14 protein-coding genes and 1 riboswitch are annotated in these 16,926 nt (G+C 38.8%); of the genes, 2 read left to right on the top strand and 12 right to left on the bottom strand.

Going from position 1 to position 16,926, the window contains the following annotated elements:
- Window positions 1-250: 250 nt before the first annotated feature.
- Window positions 251-3,082, bottom strand: a complete 2,832-nt coding sequence (gene uvrA / locus AC6H0J_RS03785) for an excinuclease ABC subunit UvrA (RefSeq protein ID WP_005626729.1) — start codon at window positions 3,080-3,082, stop codon at window positions 251-253.
- A 152-nt stretch (window positions 3,083-3,234) separates the two neighbouring features.
- Between uvrA and AC6H0J_RS03780 the strand changes: the two genes are divergently transcribed.
- Entirely contained in the window at window positions 3,235-3,741 is a 507-nt protein-coding gene (locus tag AC6H0J_RS03780) for a single-stranded DNA-binding protein (protein WP_005626728.1), read from the top strand.
- A gap of 389 nt (window positions 3,742-4,130) precedes the next feature.
- On the opposite strand, the gene bioB is transcribed toward AC6H0J_RS03780, so the two are convergent.
- The 5 genes from bioB to AC6H0J_RS03755 all read right to left on the bottom strand — a co-directional run bounded on the left by bioB (window position 4,131) and on the right by AC6H0J_RS03755 (window position 8,923).
- Window positions 4,131-5,132 (bottom strand): biotin synthase BioB, encoded by a 1,002-nt coding sequence (bioB, locus tag AC6H0J_RS03775; protein WP_005629774.1) that lies wholly within the window; start codon window positions 5,130-5,132, stop codon window positions 4,131-4,133.
- Window positions 5,133-5,252: 120 nt separating this feature from the next.
- The gene (gene thiQ / locus AC6H0J_RS03770) at window positions 5,253-5,900 is read right to left on the bottom strand and encodes a thiamine ABC transporter ATP-binding protein (protein WP_118817300.1); all 648 of its coding nucleotides are present in this window, start codon (window positions 5,898-5,900) and stop codon (window positions 5,253-5,255) included.
- Complete coding sequence (gene thiP / locus AC6H0J_RS03765) at window positions 5,884-7,500, bottom strand: thiamine/thiamine pyrophosphate ABC transporter permease (RefSeq protein WP_497512860.1); 1,617 nt, start codon at window positions 7,498-7,500, stop codon at window positions 5,884-5,886. The genes thiQ and thiP overlap by 17 nt, the downstream gene beginning before the upstream one ends.
- A 4-nt stretch (window positions 7,501-7,504) precedes the next feature.
- Window positions 7,505-8,503 carry a thiamine ABC transporter substrate binding subunit gene (gene thiB, locus AC6H0J_RS03760; protein WP_118817302.1) on the bottom strand — a complete coding sequence of 333 codons (999 nt, stop codon included), beginning with the start codon at window positions 8,501-8,503 and terminating at the stop codon, window positions 7,505-7,507.
- A gap of 51 nt (window positions 8,504-8,554) precedes the next feature.
- A riboswitch (TPP riboswitch) is annotated at window positions 8,555-8,642 on the bottom strand.
- A gap of 89 nt (window positions 8,643-8,731) precedes the next feature.
- The gene (locus AC6H0J_RS03755; protein ID WP_046942447.1) at window positions 8,732-8,923 is read right to left on the bottom strand and encodes a Maf family protein; all 192 of its coding nucleotides are present in this window, start codon (window positions 8,921-8,923) and stop codon (window positions 8,732-8,734) included.
- A gap of 107 nt (window positions 8,924-9,030) precedes the next feature.
- Between AC6H0J_RS03755 and copM the strand changes: the two genes are divergently transcribed.
- Complete coding sequence (gene copM / locus AC6H0J_RS03750) at window positions 9,031-9,408, top strand: CopM family metallochaperone (protein WP_118817303.1); 378 nt, start codon at window positions 9,031-9,033, stop codon at window positions 9,406-9,408.
- A gap of 28 nt (window positions 9,409-9,436) precedes the next feature.
- On the opposite strand, the gene AC6H0J_RS03745 is transcribed toward copM, so the two are convergent.
- The 6 genes from AC6H0J_RS03745 to ribF form a co-directional block, all read right to left on the bottom strand.
- Window positions 9,437-9,784, bottom strand: coding sequence for a ComEA family DNA-binding protein (locus AC6H0J_RS03745; RefSeq protein WP_497512859.1), 348 nt, complete (start codon window positions 9,782-9,784; stop codon window positions 9,437-9,439).
- Window positions 9,785-9,954: 170 nt separating this feature from the next.
- Window positions 9,955-10,899, bottom strand: a complete 945-nt coding sequence (gene ispH / locus AC6H0J_RS03740) for a 4-hydroxy-3-methylbut-2-enyl diphosphate reductase (RefSeq protein ID WP_118817304.1) — start codon at window positions 10,897-10,899, stop codon at window positions 9,955-9,957.
- The gene (gene lspA, locus AC6H0J_RS03735) at window positions 10,896-11,411 is read right to left on the bottom strand and encodes a signal peptidase II (RefSeq protein WP_118817305.1); all 516 of its coding nucleotides are present in this window, start codon (window positions 11,409-11,411) and stop codon (window positions 10,896-10,898) included. Before lspA ends, ispH begins: the two co-directional genes overlap by 4 nt.
- A 69-nt stretch (window positions 11,412-11,480) precedes the next feature.
- Complete coding sequence (locus tag AC6H0J_RS03730; RefSeq protein ID WP_118817306.1) at window positions 11,481-13,040, bottom strand: phosphoethanolamine transferase; 1,560 nt, start codon at window positions 13,038-13,040, stop codon at window positions 11,481-11,483.
- 76 nt (window positions 13,041-13,116) lie between these two features.
- Window positions 13,117-15,942 (bottom strand): isoleucine--tRNA ligase, encoded by a 2,826-nt coding sequence (gene ileS, locus AC6H0J_RS03725; RefSeq protein WP_118817307.1) that lies wholly within the window; start codon window positions 15,940-15,942, stop codon window positions 13,117-13,119.
- A gap of 32 nt (window positions 15,943-15,974) precedes the next feature.
- Window positions 15,975-16,901 (bottom strand): bifunctional riboflavin kinase/FAD synthetase, encoded by a 927-nt coding sequence (gene ribF / locus AC6H0J_RS03720; RefSeq protein ID WP_005626712.1) that lies wholly within the window; start codon window positions 16,899-16,901, stop codon window positions 15,975-15,977.
- Window positions 16,902-16,926 lie beyond the last annotated feature (25 nt).

Here is a 16,926-nt window from a genome sequence, read left to right as displayed (position 1 = left end):
CATTAAAAATGCGGTAATTTTCTGAAAAGATTTCAGATAAAAACTGAAAGGTTTAGGAGAAAATGAAGGTTAAAAATTATACATTATTAAATAAGCAATCGCCAGGAACTTTGGTTACTGATTGATAGGTAATATTATCGCCCTATATAATATTGGGAATAAGTTTTACAAATAGGGATTAAATTAAACCTACGTATAGAAAATAAAATCACCGCACTTTATATCTACGTTCCATAAAGTGCGGTAATTTTTAACGTTTTTCCAAAATTGGTTTAAGGAATCTGGCAGTGTGAGATCCTTCGACTTTAGCGACTTCTTCAGGAGTCCCAGTAGCAATAATTTGTCCGCCACCGCTTCCCCCTTCAGGACCAAGATCGACAATCCAGTCTGCCGTTTTAATCACATCAAGATTGTGTTCAATGACGACAATAGTATTTCCTTGATCGCGTAATCGATGCAACACTTCAAGTAATTGCTTAATGTCAGCAAAATGCAAACCAGTTGTCGGCTCATCTAGAATATACAAGGTTTTGCCTGTATCACGTTTAGAAAGCTCAGTCGCTAGCTTAACGCGCTGTGCTTCGCCGCCCGAAAGTGTTGTGGAAGATTGACCTAATCGAATATAAGATAATCCCACATCCATCAAGGTTTGTAATTTTCTTGCAATCATTGGAATCGCATCAAAAAACTCGCGAGCCTCTTCTACCGTCATATCTAAAACTTGATGAATCGTTTTCCCTTTGTAACGAATTTCTAAGGTTTCACGATTATAGCGTTTACCTTTACATTGGTCGCAGGGAACATAAACATCCGGTAAAAAATGCATTTCAACTTTGAGTACACCATCGCCCTGACAGGCTTCACAGCGCCCACCTCGTACGTTAAAGCTAAAACGTCCTGGATTATAACCACGCGCACGTGCCTCTGGCACGCCTGCAAAAAGTTCACGAATCGGAGTAAATAAGCCTGTATAAGTGGCTGGATTTGAACGTGGTGTGCGTCCAATCGGGCTTTGATTAATATCAATAACTTTATCGAAATACTCTAATCCCTCGATAGACTGATAAGGTGCGTAATCCGTCTTTTCTGCTCGATTTAATGCATTTTGCGCAAGTGGAAATAAAGTGTCATTAATGAGTGTTGATTTTCCTGAGCCTGATACACCGGTTACGCAAGTAAACAAACCAACGGGAATATCTAAATTCACATTTTTTAAGTTATTGCCTGATGCTCCTTTAAGTTTGAGCCATTTTTTCTTATCAAGTGCGGTGCGTTTTTTAGGAATTTCGATTTTATCTGCGCCCGATAAAAATTTTCCTGTGATGGAATTTGGATTCAGCATAATTTCATCAGCGTTTCCTTGCGCAATAACTTGCCCGCCATGCACGCCTGCTCCAGGTCCAATATCAATAATATGGTCAGCTGCACGAATCGCGTCTTCATCGTGTTCCACGACAATTACCGTATTACCAAGATTACGCAGATGAATTAACGTGTTAAGTAAGCGTTCATTATCACGTTGGTGCAGGCCAATAGAAGGTTCATCTAATACATACATCACACCAACAAGCCCCGCACCAATTTGGCTAGCAAGGCGAATACGTTGTGCTTCACCGCCTGAAAGAGTTTCAGCTGAACGAGAAAGAGAAAGATAATTCAAACCAACATTGACTAAGAACTGCAAACGCTCACGGATTTCTTTAAGAATTTTTTCCGCAATTTGCGCTTTTTGACCAGTGAGAGAAAGTGCGGTGAAAAATTCGAGCGTTTCACCAATACTTTTTTCCGCGATCATCGGTAAATTCGTTTTTCCGATATACACATTACGCGCTTCTGGACGTAAACGAGATCCGCCACAGTCTGCACAAGGTCGATTGCTAATATTTTTCGCCAATTCTTCTCGCACCGACATTGATTCCGTTTCTTTATATCGGCGAGCCATATTATTCAAAATACCTTCAAAAGGATGCTTGCGAATAACCATATCGCCACGATCATTCATATATTGGAATTCAATTTCCTCTTTGCCAGAACCATGCATAATGATGTGTTGAATTTTCTTTGGCAAAGATTCATAAGGGGCTTCAACATCAAAATCATAATGTTTCGCCAATGAGGTGAGCATTTGATAATAATAGAAATTACGACGATCCCAACCTTTCACTGCTCCACCAGCAAGGGAAATCGTTGGATTTTGCACCACACGATCTTCATCAAAATATTGTTGCATACCCAAACCATCGCAAGTAGGGCAAGCTCCGGCTGGATTATTAAAGGAAAATAAACGAGGTTCTAATTCTGGTACAGAATAACCACAATGCGGACAAGCAAAATTTGCCGAAAAAACTAATTCTTCCGCTTTCGGATTATCCATATCTGCCACAATCGCAGTACCACCTGAAAGATCTAATGCGGTTTCAAAAGACTCTGCTAAACGTGTTGCTAAATCTGACCGCACTTTAAAGCGATCCACCACCACTTCAATAGTATGTTTTTTCTGTAACTCTAATTTTGGTGGATCAGATAAATCACAAATTTCGCCATCAATACGCGCTCGAATATAACCTTGCGCTGCAATATTTTCTAAAATCTTAACGTGTTCGCCTTTTCGGTTTTTTACAACTGGCGCAAGTAACATCATCTTACTGTCTTCTGGCAAACTTAATACTTTATCCACCATTTGACTAATCGTTTGTGCGGTTAATGGAACATCATGATCTGGACAACGCGGTTCACCTACTCGGGCAAACAATAAACGTAAATAATCGTAAATTTCCGTAATTGTTCCCACCGTAGAACGTGGATTGTGCGAGGTAGATTTTTGTTCAATCGAAATTGCAGGGGAAAGTCCCTCAATAGAATCCACATCAGGCTTTTCCATTAAAGATAAAAACTGGCGAGCATACGCCGAAAGAGATTCAACATAGCGGCGCTGCCCTTCTGCATAAAGTGTATCAAACGCTAAAGAGGATTTTCCCGAACCTGAAAGCCCAGTGATCACCACAAGTTTATTGCGTGGAATAGTTAGATTTATATTTTTCAGGTTATGGGTTCGCGCCCCGCGAATATCGATATTTTCCATAAAATAACTCAAAAGAATGAAATAAGTTTAAATTCTGCGATCATTATCGCATATTTTAATATCTGTGCAAATATCCAGTTAAAATATATAGATCTTTTGAAAAATTTCAGGCAAAATAACCGCACTTTTTTAGATAAAAAATGAGGTTTTTTATGGCTGGAGTAAATAAAGTCATTATTGTGGGTCATCTAGGCAATGATCCTGAAATTCGTACCATGCCAAATGGCGATGCCGTAGCAAATATTAGCGTAGCAACAAGTGAAAGCTGGAACGACCGTAATACTGGCGAGCGCCGTGAAGTAACGGAATGGCACCGTATTGTATTCTATCGTCGTCAAGCGGAGATTTGCGGTGAATATTTACGCAAAGGCTCTCAAGTATATGTGGAAGGTCGTTTAAAAACGCGTAAATGGCAAGATCAAAATGGTCAAGATCGTTACACCACAGAAATTCAAGGTGATGTAATGCAAATGCTTGGTGCGCGCAATCAAAACGCAGGTGGTTACCCTAGTGATATGGGAGCTGCACCACAACCTTCTTACCAAGCTCGTCAAACTAACAATGGTGGTAGTTACCAATCATCTCGTCCAGCGCAACAACAAGCTGCACCACAGGCTGAGCCACCAATGGACGGATTCGATGACGATATCCCGTTCTAAGTCATGATCACACATATGGATTTTGTAAAAAAATCATAAGAAAAAAGAGATTCCTTTTAAAATAAAGGATCTCTTTTTTATGTCTGTCTTCACTTTGAATGTGTCAATAATATTGTTTTCTAATTTCTTAAAATTCACTACCGTTTACTACAATTATATTTAGGTCTTAATCATTCAAAGAAATTATCCGTGAACTAAACATGCGCTTTACCCACAATAATTATTATGGACCTGATATAAAGGAATTTAAGTATTTTTGTATTCCCTAACCTGGAATATATTTTGTCAAAATATGGTTAGGGAATGGAGATTTGAATTCTATACTAATAATATCTAAAAGATTACTAACTTTTAATTCTTGAATTTATTTCTCAGCAATCTAACACAAACTACAACTTTTTATTTTCTGCATTTTCTGGCTCTAAATCTAATTTAGCCATCAATAACTGATCACCATCTTCTTCTGGGTTACCTGTAACAAGTAATTTATCGCCATAGAAAATCGAATTTGCACCAGCCATAAAACACATCGCTTGCATTTCTTCACTCATACCACTACGGCCAGCAGAAAGGCGAACATAACTTTTTGGCATGGTAATACGTGCAACAGCAATTGTTCGCACAAATTCAGTCCAATCTAATTCTTCCGCATCGGCTAACGGCGTACCTTCAACCTTAACGAGTTGATTAATCGGCACTGATTCAGGTTGCGGATCAAGATTTGCAAGGCTCGCGATTAATCCAGCCCGTTCTTTGCGAGTTTCATTCATTCCCACGATGCCGCCACAACACACTTTTAATCCAGCTTTGCGTACTTTTCCTAACGTGCTAAGGCGATCGTCAAAACGTCGTGTACCAATCACTTCTGCGTAATGTTCTGGCGCTGTATCAAGATTATGATTGTAATAATCTAATCCAGCTTCTTTTAAATCTTCCGCCATACCGTCTTGCAATAAACCAAAAGTGCCACAGGTTTCTAAACCAAGCGATTTCACCGCTTTAATAATTTCTGTGACTTTCTCAATATCTTTTGGCTTAGGTCCTCGCCAAGCTGCGCCCATACAAAAACGCCCTGCTCCACGTGCTTTCGCAATTTTTGCTTTCGCGACGATCTCATCAACATCTAATAACTGTTGATTTTGTACGCCAGTATGATAACGGGCTGATTGAGGGCAATAGCCACAATCTTCTGGACATCCACCCGTCTTGATAGACATTAACGTGGATAACTGAATCGCTCGAGGATTAAAATGCTTGCGATGGACTTGCGCAGCGCGGTAAACTAATTCCAAAAATGGCGTTTCAAATAACGCCTCAACTTTGCAAACAGACCAATATTCAACGCTTGGATGTGGTGTAATGGAGTTAATTTGTAGTTTTTCAGTTAACATATTTTTCCTTTGAAAGTGCGGTGAATAATAACCGCATTTTTGTATCTTATATTCATTCAGTTTATAGGCTGCCATCAATAGCCATTGAACCGATTCATCAGTTATAAAATCTATATAATTTTACGTCTCTTTTTGCAATTGACTTATCTGACCATTTTCCACCAGCAATACTCGATCTATCGTACCAACTAATTCCGATGGTTGGTGAGTAACAAGTAACAAGGTCAGATGTTTCTCATCACAAAGTTTGGCAATTAAAGCAAGCATTTCTACACGAAGTTTCTGATCTAATGCGGAAAAAGGCTCATCTAATAACAAGATGGGTTTATCTCGCAACAAACAACGCGCCAATGCCACTCGTTGTTTTTGCCCCCCTGAAAGAGAATTCGGTAAACGTTGTAAATAATCGCCCAATCCTACAGAACAAGCGACCTGTCCAATTTTTTCCTGTTCAAGTGCGATTAATTTTAAAGAGGGTTTTAAACCCAACGCAAGATTTTGCTGTACGGTTAAGTGAGGAAATAAATTATTTTCTTGAAATAGCATGGAAACCGGACGCTCGTAAGGTGCACTACGCGTATGATCTTTATCGTTTAACCAAACTTCTCCTTGATGAGGAAATTCAAATCCAGCAATTAAATTCAATAATGTACTTTTCCCCGCCCCACTTTCGCCAATAATTGCAACACGTTCGCCAGCATTTACGCTCAAATTAAAGCACATCGGTAAGGTTTTATCATTCAAAATCACATTATTTAGATAAATCATCAGCATCCCTATATGTGTGAATAAAGGCAAACAATATGCCACAAAGCAATAATAGAATCCCTGCGGTTACTGCAGCATCTTGATTACGATAATTACCTAACTGCTGATATAACAAGTGCGGTAGGGAAGTAAACTCTTGATTGCCAAACAACGCAATAGCCGTAAAATCCCCTAAAGATAGCGCCAAGGCTAAAGCAAAAGCATAGCGCAATGGCGCACGTAAAATTTGCCACTCAATCAGATAAAAACGTTGCCACCCCACAATTCCCAAACTATTACACAGATTTTCGTAATAACGCATATTGTTATGGAAAGGTGTGCTCAAAATACGTAAAACAAAAGGCATTGCACTTAACGCATTGCAAAATACAACTATGGCAAACAAATCAATATTCGAAAAATCACGCTCTTGTAATAATAAAAATAACCCCATTGCGAGTACTAAAATCGGGATTGCCAAAATCACCATTCCTGCATTAATAATAAATTGAGCGATTTTCTGATAATGCAACCATTCTAAACGGCGTGATAAAAGTAGCAAGGCAATTGCCATCGTTAATGCAAGTAATGCGGATAAGGGCGCAATAGAAAGAGAATAGCCTAACGCACGCCAGAGCTGAGAATTATGCCAAACTGTGAGCAAACTAGGTGAACTCAATGCGCTGATAAGAATGTTCAATACTGGCGAAAAAAGGAAAAATACGAAAACAAGCAAGACAAAAACATGGAAAATTCTGACCGCACTTTTAGGCTTCTCAAACCAAGGATTACTATTACTCAAGCTATTTTGATTAGAGGGCGAAAAACGCGATGTTAAGCTAAATAAAACTAAGCAAAATACAAATTGCAACATAGCAAAAAGAGCAGCTTTTGGCAGATCAAATTCAAATAAAATCGCTTGGTAAATTGCGGTTTCTAATGTTGTATATTGAGGCCCACCACCTAGCGTAAGAACAACAGTAAAACTGGTGAAGCAAAGCATAAAAATCAAGCTGAATGTAGGCAAACATTGCTGACGAAAAACGGGCCATTCCACCAATTTAACGAATTGCCAGCCTTGCAAATTGAGTTGCGCAGCAAGCTGACGTTGCTGATAAGGGATACTTTGCAAACTTTGTAAGAAAAGTTGCGCAGCCAGTGGAATATTGAAAAAAAGATGGGCAATTAAAATACCCGAGAGTCCGTAAATATGACCCTGCCATGACATTCCCAAAAAGTTAGCAAACCAAGCTAACCAACCGCTTGAACCATAAATGCCAATCAAACCAAAAATTGCTACTAAAACAGGTAAAACAAAGGTCAGCGACATTAATTTTAATAGCCACTTTTTTCCTGAGAATGGTTGATAAAACAATGCTCGAGCGAGGAGCAGACCAAAAAAAATAGATAAAACGGTAGAAAATAAGGCTTGCCCAAGACTGAAAAGAATCAGATGCTGTAGGTAATCATCCGTTAACCAAGATCGCCATTGCAATTCATCGCCAAATGCAAAGATTGAACTTAATGCGCTACCATAAAAAAGAGTAATGAAACTAATAACAACAACGCCGCCCACATAATGACGAGGGCGGAGTTGTGGATGATGAAATAACGAAAACATCAAACTATTTTGTTAATGTGGTTTGCCAAGTGCTAATCCAATTTTTTAAGTGTTCCGCATTCACCATTGGATTGATTGGAGTTTGAGTTTTTTGTAGAGCTTTAAGTGCATCAAAGTGCGGTTCAATTTCACCTTGAATAACTGGCAACATAATATTGGCTGTCACAATATGTTTTTGTGCCGTAGGTGAAATTAAAAATGCCATAAAATCATCCGCACATTGATTTGGATGGTTGGCGACTCGAGCCGCTAATTCCACTTGGGTTATATGCCCTTCCGAAAAATCTGTCGCTGCATAATTATCTTTTTTCTCAAAAAGTTGGTGATAAAGTGGTGATGTACTGTAACTTAACACTAAATCAGCTTCGCCTTTTAAGAATGCACCATAAGTATCCGACCAACCTTTACCCACTGTCACCGTATGCTTATCCAACTCTTTCCAAGCAGATTGAATTTTGTCTGCAGGATAAATCGCATTCATCCAAACCAATAAACCACGCCCCACACTACTGGTGCGAGGATCTTGATAAATTACACGGATATCTTGGCGTTCAACCAATTCTTTCAAACTTTTCGGCGGATTTTGTAATTTAGTTTTATCGTACACAAAAGCATAGTTACCAAAATCGAAAGGTAAGAATGTTTTATTCGTCCATTTTGTTGGCAGATCAAGTTGAGTTAAATCTACTTTATTTGGCGTGAAAATACCTGTTTTTTCAGCTTGTTCTAAAACAAAGTTATCTAAACCTAGCACAATATCGGCTTTGGTTTTCTTTCCTTCCAAGCGAACTCGATTGAGTAACACGCCACCACTTTCAAAAGGCGTAAAATTAATAGCGCATTGTGGGTGCACTTTCTCAAAATCTTGTTTTACTTTTGGACCCGCTCCCCACTCAGACGTGAAAGAATCATAGCTATATACGTTAACACTTTGCTGTGATTGGGCTAATGCCGCGGTGGAAAAAAGTGCGGTAGAAATTAAGGTTAATTTAAGAAGTTTCATTATTACATCCTTATTTATATCAAAAGGCAGCAATAATGACGGGAAGGAGATAAGGTTGTATTCCTAGTTTCCTACGTCAGTATTAACTGTTTCAGGTTCACGGGTATGATCTCAGCATATTGCACCCCGACTAGGCTTTTTAGTGTATTAAAATTTATTAGGCTTGCCAACGGATTTTTAAAAAGAAATAAACTTTCTACATTTTCTGAAAAAAATAAAAAAGCCCTGTCAAACAGGGCATCCATAAGAGGTTTTAAAATTAAAAAGTGATTCGATTGGGCTTTCAATGCCTAAATCTGTCTGATCAATGACTTCAAAACCGAAATCACCTAACACATCTGCCATTTCTTTTACTTTGCCTTTATTGCCCGTGGCAAGTACAATTTTTTGCTTCGTGATGCTGTCCCTCATATCAAACATTGTCTTATTTTAGAATCTCACCAAAAATTTTCGGAATAAGTATTGACTTTAACCTTAGGTCAAGGTTTATGATTTGTGCTCATTCAGTTATCACATAGGAGAAAAACATGAAAAAACTTATGACTTTTATCACACTTAGCGCTGCTGCAGTTTCAGTTTGTGTCCAAGCTAATGAACAACCGCATCAAGCACACATGAATATGCCAATGTCGACAGATTCTGCAATGCAACAAGAATTAATGCAAGGTATGAATCAAATGCATCAAGACATGATGGCAGCCTCACAATATAAAGATCCTGATGTTGCTTTTGCAGCAGGTATGTTGCCACACCATATTGGCGCAGTAAAAATGGCGGAAGTTGAATTAAAATACGGAAAAGATCCTGAGATGCGTAAGCTTGCTGAGAATATTATTCACGCACAACAAGCGGAAATTGAACAAATGCAAAAATGGCTTAAAGTGCACAATAAAAAAGCCCTGTAAAACAGGGCATCCATAAGCGGTTTTAAAATTAAAAAGTGATTCGATCACGGTTTCTTTCAAGCGTTGCCTTACCAATCCCTTGCACTTCTAATAGTTGTTCAGCACTCGTGAAATTACCGTGTTTTTCACGATATTGCACAATAGCTTCTGCTTTTTTAGCGCCGATCCCTGTTAAGGATTTTTGAATTTCACTAACGCTTGCCGTATTGATATTCAATTTATCGCTCACAGTAGCCGGTGCAACTTGAGCCTCAGTTTGAGTAGCCACAACAGGTTGAACAGCCTGCTCTGCAGCTTTTTCCTCAGCAAAGGCCGAAGAGGCAATCAGCGCGCCACACAATACAACTGAAGTAAATAATGTTTTCATTAATTTCATAGAGGTTTCCTTTTAATATGAACATGTTGATGAGCATATCAACAGAGCCATTTTTTATGCTTTCAAGAAAACGCTCAAGATTCTTACCGCACTTCTGCGATTCAGATCGCAAAAATTCTTAATTTGAATGAAAAAACAAAGGGCTTATCATTTACGACAAGCCCTTAGCATTAGTTAACTTCTTTTATTCTCAGCTCTTTTGGAACTTCAAAGAACATATTTTCTTCTAAACCTTGCAGTTCTTCTATAGTATTCGCACCAAACTCTTTTAAGCGGGAAATAATCGATTGGACTAATTCTTCTGGCGCAGACGCTCCCGCTGTAATTCCAATGGTTTTCACATCATTAAACCAGTCAGCTTGAATATCGGAAGGATCATCAAGAAGCTGTGATTTAACCCCCATACGAGAAGCCAATTCAGCTAAGCGATTTGAATTTGATGAATTTTTAGAACCAACTACCAATACCAAATCAGATAATTTTGCCAATTCTCGCACCGCTTCTTGACGATTGGTTGTCGCATAACAAATATCGTTTTTGTGTGGGCCTTGAATAGCGGGATATTTTTCCTTTAATGCTGCAATGGTTTCAGCCGTATCATCTAGCGACAAAGTTGTTTGCGTCATAAAGGTTAAATCATCATTTTCTTGCATTGGCAAACGCGCAATATCTTCTACTTTTTCAATCAGGAAAATACCGCCGTCTTCATTGCTATACTGCCCCATCGTGCCTTCAACTTCAGGATGCCCTTTATGCCCAATCAAAATCGCTTTTGTTCCCTTTCGACTTGCACGAGCAACTTGCATATGCACTTTTGTTACCAAGGGACAGGTTGCATCAAATACTTTGAGATGACGATCTTTCGCTTCTTGTCGTACGGCTTGAGATACACCATGCGCAGAAAAAATAACGATAGCACCATCAGGCACCTCGCTTAATTCTTCCACAAAGATCGCACCACGATCACGTAATCCGTTTACAACAAATCGGTTATGCACCACTTCGTGACGAACATAAATCGGTGCGCCATGAATTTCTAAGGCTAATTCAACAATACTAATGGCACGATCTACACCGGCACAAAATCCTCGTGGATTCGCTAAAATTATCTTCATTTCTGACCGCACTTTTCTGCTTGTTTATCTTGTACTTTTTTCTTTTCGTTATTAAAAGCATCCAATGCTAATAACCCTGCACCAATACAAATGGCAATATCGGCGATATTAAATACTGGATAATGGTAAATATCCCAATAGAAATCAAAAAAATCCACGACAAAACCATTGTAAGCACGATCCACCATATTCGCTAACGCCCCACCAATAATGAGTGCATAAGCAGAATTTGGGATTTTTTGTTGAGCATTATTTTTTGCTAAAAAATAAACCAACATGCCAGAAATAGCTAATGCTAACAAAATAAAGAAATATTGTTGCCAGCCACTATGATCCGCTAAGAAACTAAATGCCGCGCCATAATTGCGAACATAGGTGAGATTGAAAACAGGCAACACATTAACACTTTCATACAAATCAAATTTTTGCACCACAATATATTTAGTGAGCAAATCAATCACGAAAGCGACCGCACTTAACCATAAAAATGAAAGCCCTGATTTTTTGGACATAATATTTCCCTTTTAAAAAAATTCCGTTAATTCTAGCATAAGCCGATAAATGATAAAGCACGATCTCATTTACTGAACGGATTCTGGTAATTTTGCTGGATCATTAGCCAACTCTTTAACATTCACCACTTTCTTCCAATCAAATACCTTAATTTCCTGTTTTTCAGGACGGAAGAAATCGACGCCTTGTAAATGTTTTTCCTTAATCCCCATCCAATCAGCAAAACCATAAACAAAATTAAATGCAGATTGCGGTGTTTTTATTTTTTCTACCTTTTGGCTATTACTCGAAAACATAACGAAAGGAATTTCATAATCTTGTTTATAAAGATTATTTGGATGCAATGATAAACCTTTAGAATCCTCATAATGAGCAAGCCCATGATCAGAAAAGTAAATCACCGAATAGGGCTCATTTTGTGCCACTAATTGTGAATTTAATTTTTCTAAAAACTGATCGGTATATTTAATCGATTCTAAATAACAAGACATAGATTGATTAATAAAATAATTTTTAACCTCGTACGGAAGACGCTCACAAAAGGCGGGATGTGAGCCCATTAAATGAATCACAATTAATTTTGGATTCGTAATATTTTCTTTTAAGGCTTTATCTAATACAGGTAACATTTCATCGTCATAAACTTTTTTAGAGTTATAACCTAACGGCTTCATAAAAATTGTTTCATCTGCACTTTGACCAATACGAGAGGCCATCGTATCAAATTCCCCAATTTTGCCTTGATTAGAAATCCAATAGGTTTTCACGCCCGCTTTTTTGGCTAAAGAAATAATATTATCCGTATAAACCGTTTCCCCTTTTTCTGCTCGATATAAGGTGCGTTGTAAAGACGGTTGCGTATTTGGTGCCGCAGAATAATAATTTTCAAAAACTGTGCCTTTCACACTTTCTAAAAATGGCGTGGTTTTCAGTGGAAAGCCATATAATGACATATAATCTTTTCGCATGCTTTCACCGATAATCAAAATATAATTTTTATACTTTGGCGTGAAAGATTGAATATCCCATTGAGAAGGCGCATTAACGGATTGATTTAGAAAATCTCGTTGTTCTAAATACAGATCATTCATACGATCAAATTCTGAGTAAAACAGAACAGGATAAAAACGGAATTTATACGCATAGTTCCAATCAGAAAATTGATTGTAAGAAAAAACTAATAATATGCCGATAACACCCGTATTCAGCCATTTAAATGCTTGTTGTTTAGCATGAAAACTTAATTTCATTAAAGCAATAAACAGAATGAGATAACTAGCTTGAAATAAAAATATCCAAAAAGGAATAGTTGTGTAGTATTCCAAGGTTTCATTAATATTCGTTTCATAAACAGAAGCGATAATACCCAAAGATGGAATACCATAGAAAAAACCAGCAGAACAATAAAATAGCGAACTGAGGAACAATACAGTAATTAATATTCGCCCAACCCAAGGGGTGAAATAAAAAGAAATCGCCGTGATAACAAATAAAATTGCGTAATCTGAAACAGGAATATTCTCACTTAATACATTACCCAACCCCATATTGGTAAAAATGGAGAAAATAACCAATAAGAGATAAAACCACATTGTTTTTGAGCGAATCATTTTTTTCCCTAACATCATCTCTACTTCCTTTTGTACAAAAGTAAAAAAGTGCGGTTAAAATCAACCGCACTTTTCTGTTTTACAACGAATTTAATTATGCAAAATGGCGTACTTCACCATTACCCGCCACATTTTCCACACAACGTGGACAAAGTGTTGGATGTTCTGAATTTACACCAATTTTGTCAGAATAATGCCAGCAACGCGGACATTTTTCACCGTTAGAACGAGCTACGCTTACTGCAATTCCCTCTAACTCACCCGCAGCTACATCTGCAGGTTTGTCTGCTAATGCTTTCACTTCAGCTTTTGAGGTGATTAACACGAAACGTAATTCATTGCTTAATTGTTCTAACAATGCACGATATTCGTCATTCGCATAAACGGTCACTTCTGCTTCTAAACCGCCACCAATCACTTTATCGTTACGCGCAACTTCTAATACGCGGTTCACTTCTGAACGAACTTTAATCAGTTGTTGCCAGTAAGCATCGTCTAATTTTTCATTCTCGCCTAAACCAAATAAGCCTTGATAGAATTCTTCAGTAAATACGAATTCTGCACGAGCATTTTCGGTTTGTGGCAAGTGTTGCCAAATTTCATCGGCAGTGAAAGATAAGATCGGTGCCATCCAACGAACTAATGCTTCAGCAATATGCCATAACGCAGTTTGACAGCTACGACGAGCAAGGGTATCCGCTTTAGTTGTATATTGACGGTCTTTGATAATATCGAGGTAGAACGAGCCCATTTCCACAGAACAGAAACGCATTAAACGTTGTACCACAGTGTGGAATTGATAGTTATCGTACGCCTCTTTGATTTCTTTTTGTGCATCTAATGCACAAGCCACCGCCCAACGATCTAGGCTAATCATTTCTTCTGGTTTGACTAAGTCACATTTTGGATCAAAACCATTTAAGTTCGCTAATAAGAAACGTGCGGTGTTACGAATACGACGATAGCTATCCGCTGCACGTTTTAAGATCTCATCCGAAACGGTCATTTCACCAGTATAGTCGGTAGATGCAACCCACAAACGTAAAATGTCACCACCGAATTTATCCATCACTTCTTGTGGTGTCACGATGTTACCGATAGATTTTGACATCTTACGGCCTTGACCATCCACGGTGAAACCATGGGTTAATACTTGTTTATATGGTGCTTTGCTGTCTGTTGCAGTAGAAAGCATTAAAGAAGACATAAACCAACCACGGTGTTGGTCAGAACCTTCTAAATACATGTCGATATCTTGGCCGTTAAATTCTGGACGATTCGCGACAACAGAAGAATAGGTTGATCCTGAATCAAACCATACGTCAAGGGTATCAGGCACTTTACGATAAGTTTCTGCATCCGCGCCTAATAATTCTTTTTCGTCTAAATCCCACCATGCTTGAATACCGGCTTTCTCTACACGTTTCGCCACTTCTTCAAGTAGCTCTAAAGTACGCGGATGAAGTTCTTCGGTTTCTTTGTGCACGAATAGGGTCATCGGCACACCCCAAGTACGTTGACGCGAAATACACCAGTCAGGGCGGTTTTCAACCATTTTCTCGATACGTGCTTGACCCCAATCTGGAATCCAACGAACTTGTTTGATTTCGCCTAATGCTTGTTGGCGTAGACTCTGTGTTTCCATGCCGATAAACCATTGCGGAGTCGCGCGGAAAATAATCGGGGTTTTGTGACGCCAGCAGTGTGGGTAACTGTGTTTGATTTTCTCAACTTTTAATAAGTTGCCCACTTCTTGCAATTTTTCAACAACCAATGGGTTCGCTTCAAATACGCCTTTGCCTGCAAAGAATTCAGTCGTTGAAATAAATTTACCGTCATTCGATACAAGACCCGCCATTGGTAAATTATATTTTTGTCCTACAATAAAGTCGTCCAAACCATGATCCGGTGCAGTGTGTACTAAACCTGTACCGCCATCAGTGGTCACGTGATCACCTAAAATCACTGGTACAGTGAAATCATAGAACGGATGGTTAAAGCGTACTAACTCAAGCGCCTGACCTTTTACTGAACCTAAAACTTCAACTTGTTCTACGCCCACGGCTTTCGCTACGGATTCAACTAATTCAGCAGCTAAAATCACACGCTCATCGCCAAGTTGTACTAAGTGGTATTCTAAGTCTGCATTTACCGCAATCGCACGGTTAGATGGCATTGTCCAAGGTGTGGTTGTCCAAATCACCGCAGATAATTTGCCATAGCCTTTACCTACTGCGTTAAATTTCTCTTCAATTTCAACCGCACTTACTGCAGGAAAACGCACATAGATAGATGGAGAAACTTTGTCTTCATATTCCACTTCTGCTTCTGCTAAAGAAGATCCACAATCCAAACACCAGTGCACTGGTTTTGAACCTTTGTATAAATGACCATTCGCAATCACTTTACCGAGTGTGCGGATGATGTTTGCTTCAGTGTTGAAGTTCATCGTTAAATAAGGATTATCCCAATCGCCTAACACCCCTAAACGGATAAAATCTTTTTTCTGCCCTTCTACTTGCTCTGCCGCATATTCTCGGCATTTTTGGCGGAATTCAGCTGCAGTCACTTTCTCGTTTGGTTTACCCACTAAACCTTCTACTTTTAATTCAATTGGCAAGCCATGACAGTCCCAACCTGGGATATAAGGCGAGTCAAAACCTAATGCGGTTTTGGATTTAACAATAATATCTTTCAGAATTTTATTAACGGCGTGACCGATATGAATATTGCCGTTCGCATACGGAGGGCCATCGTGCAAAATAAAGGATTTTTTACCTTTAGTCGCTTGGCGGATTTTTTGATACAACTGTTTGTCATACCAATTTTTTAACATTACAGGTTCGCGTTTGGCTAAATCGCCACGCATAGGGAAACCTGTTTCAGGTAAATTTAACGTGTTTTTGTAATCAACTGTCATGTTATTTTCCAATTTTATATTTCAATATAATTCTATTTTACAAAAAATGCTTTCGCTGTTTTTACGTCTTGTTCAATTTGAGCTTTCAACGCTTCAAAAGAAGGAAACTTTATCTCATCGCGAATCTTATGGCTGAATTCCACTTCGACCATTTGCCCATAAATATTCTTAGAAAAATCAAATAAATGGACTTCTAATAATTGTATCGTACCGTTAATGGTTGGGCGTTTTCCCATGTTGGCGACGCCGTTAAAAATCTCGCCCGATTTTAACCGAACTTTTACCGCATAAACCCCTTTTACTGGGTTCACTTGGCGATGTAAGCGAACATTCGCGGTAGGAAAACCAATGGTTCGCCCTAATTTATTGCCGTGGATCACGCGACCAAAAATACGATAAGGCTTACCGAGTAAATTTTCCGCATGCTGTAAATCATCTTTAGCCAATGCTTCACGGATAGCGGTGCTACTGATACGTAACTCATCTAAACAGAAGGTGCGACTGTCTTCAACTTCAAAACCAAACTGCTTTCCTGCTTGTTGCAACATCGCAAAATTGCCTAAACGTTTCGCACCAAATTTGAAATCATCGCCAATGCTGAGAAACTTCACATTTAATTTGCGTACAAGCCAATCTTCAATAAATTGTTCTGCAGGAAGATTGGCGAAAGTGCGGTCAAATTTCGCGACGATCACCACATCCACACCCGCCTGAGCCAAATAATGCAATTTATCTCTTAATCGCATTAAGCGCGCAGGGGCTTTGTCACCCATAAAATATTCGCGCGGTTGCGGCTCAAAAAGCATCACTGCCATGGGTAAATTCAGCGCATTCGCTTTCTGACGAAGATGACGCAAAATCGCCTGATGCCCCAAATGCACCCCATCAAAATTGCCAATGGTTAATGCGCACCCTGACAAATATGGCTGTGTATTATGAAGCCCACGAATTAATTGCATTACATCTTATTCCAAAAAACGAAAA

Source organism: Haemophilus sp. THUN1691, from assembly GCF_059704425.1.
This window is presented reverse-complemented; position numbering and strand designations above follow the sequence as displayed.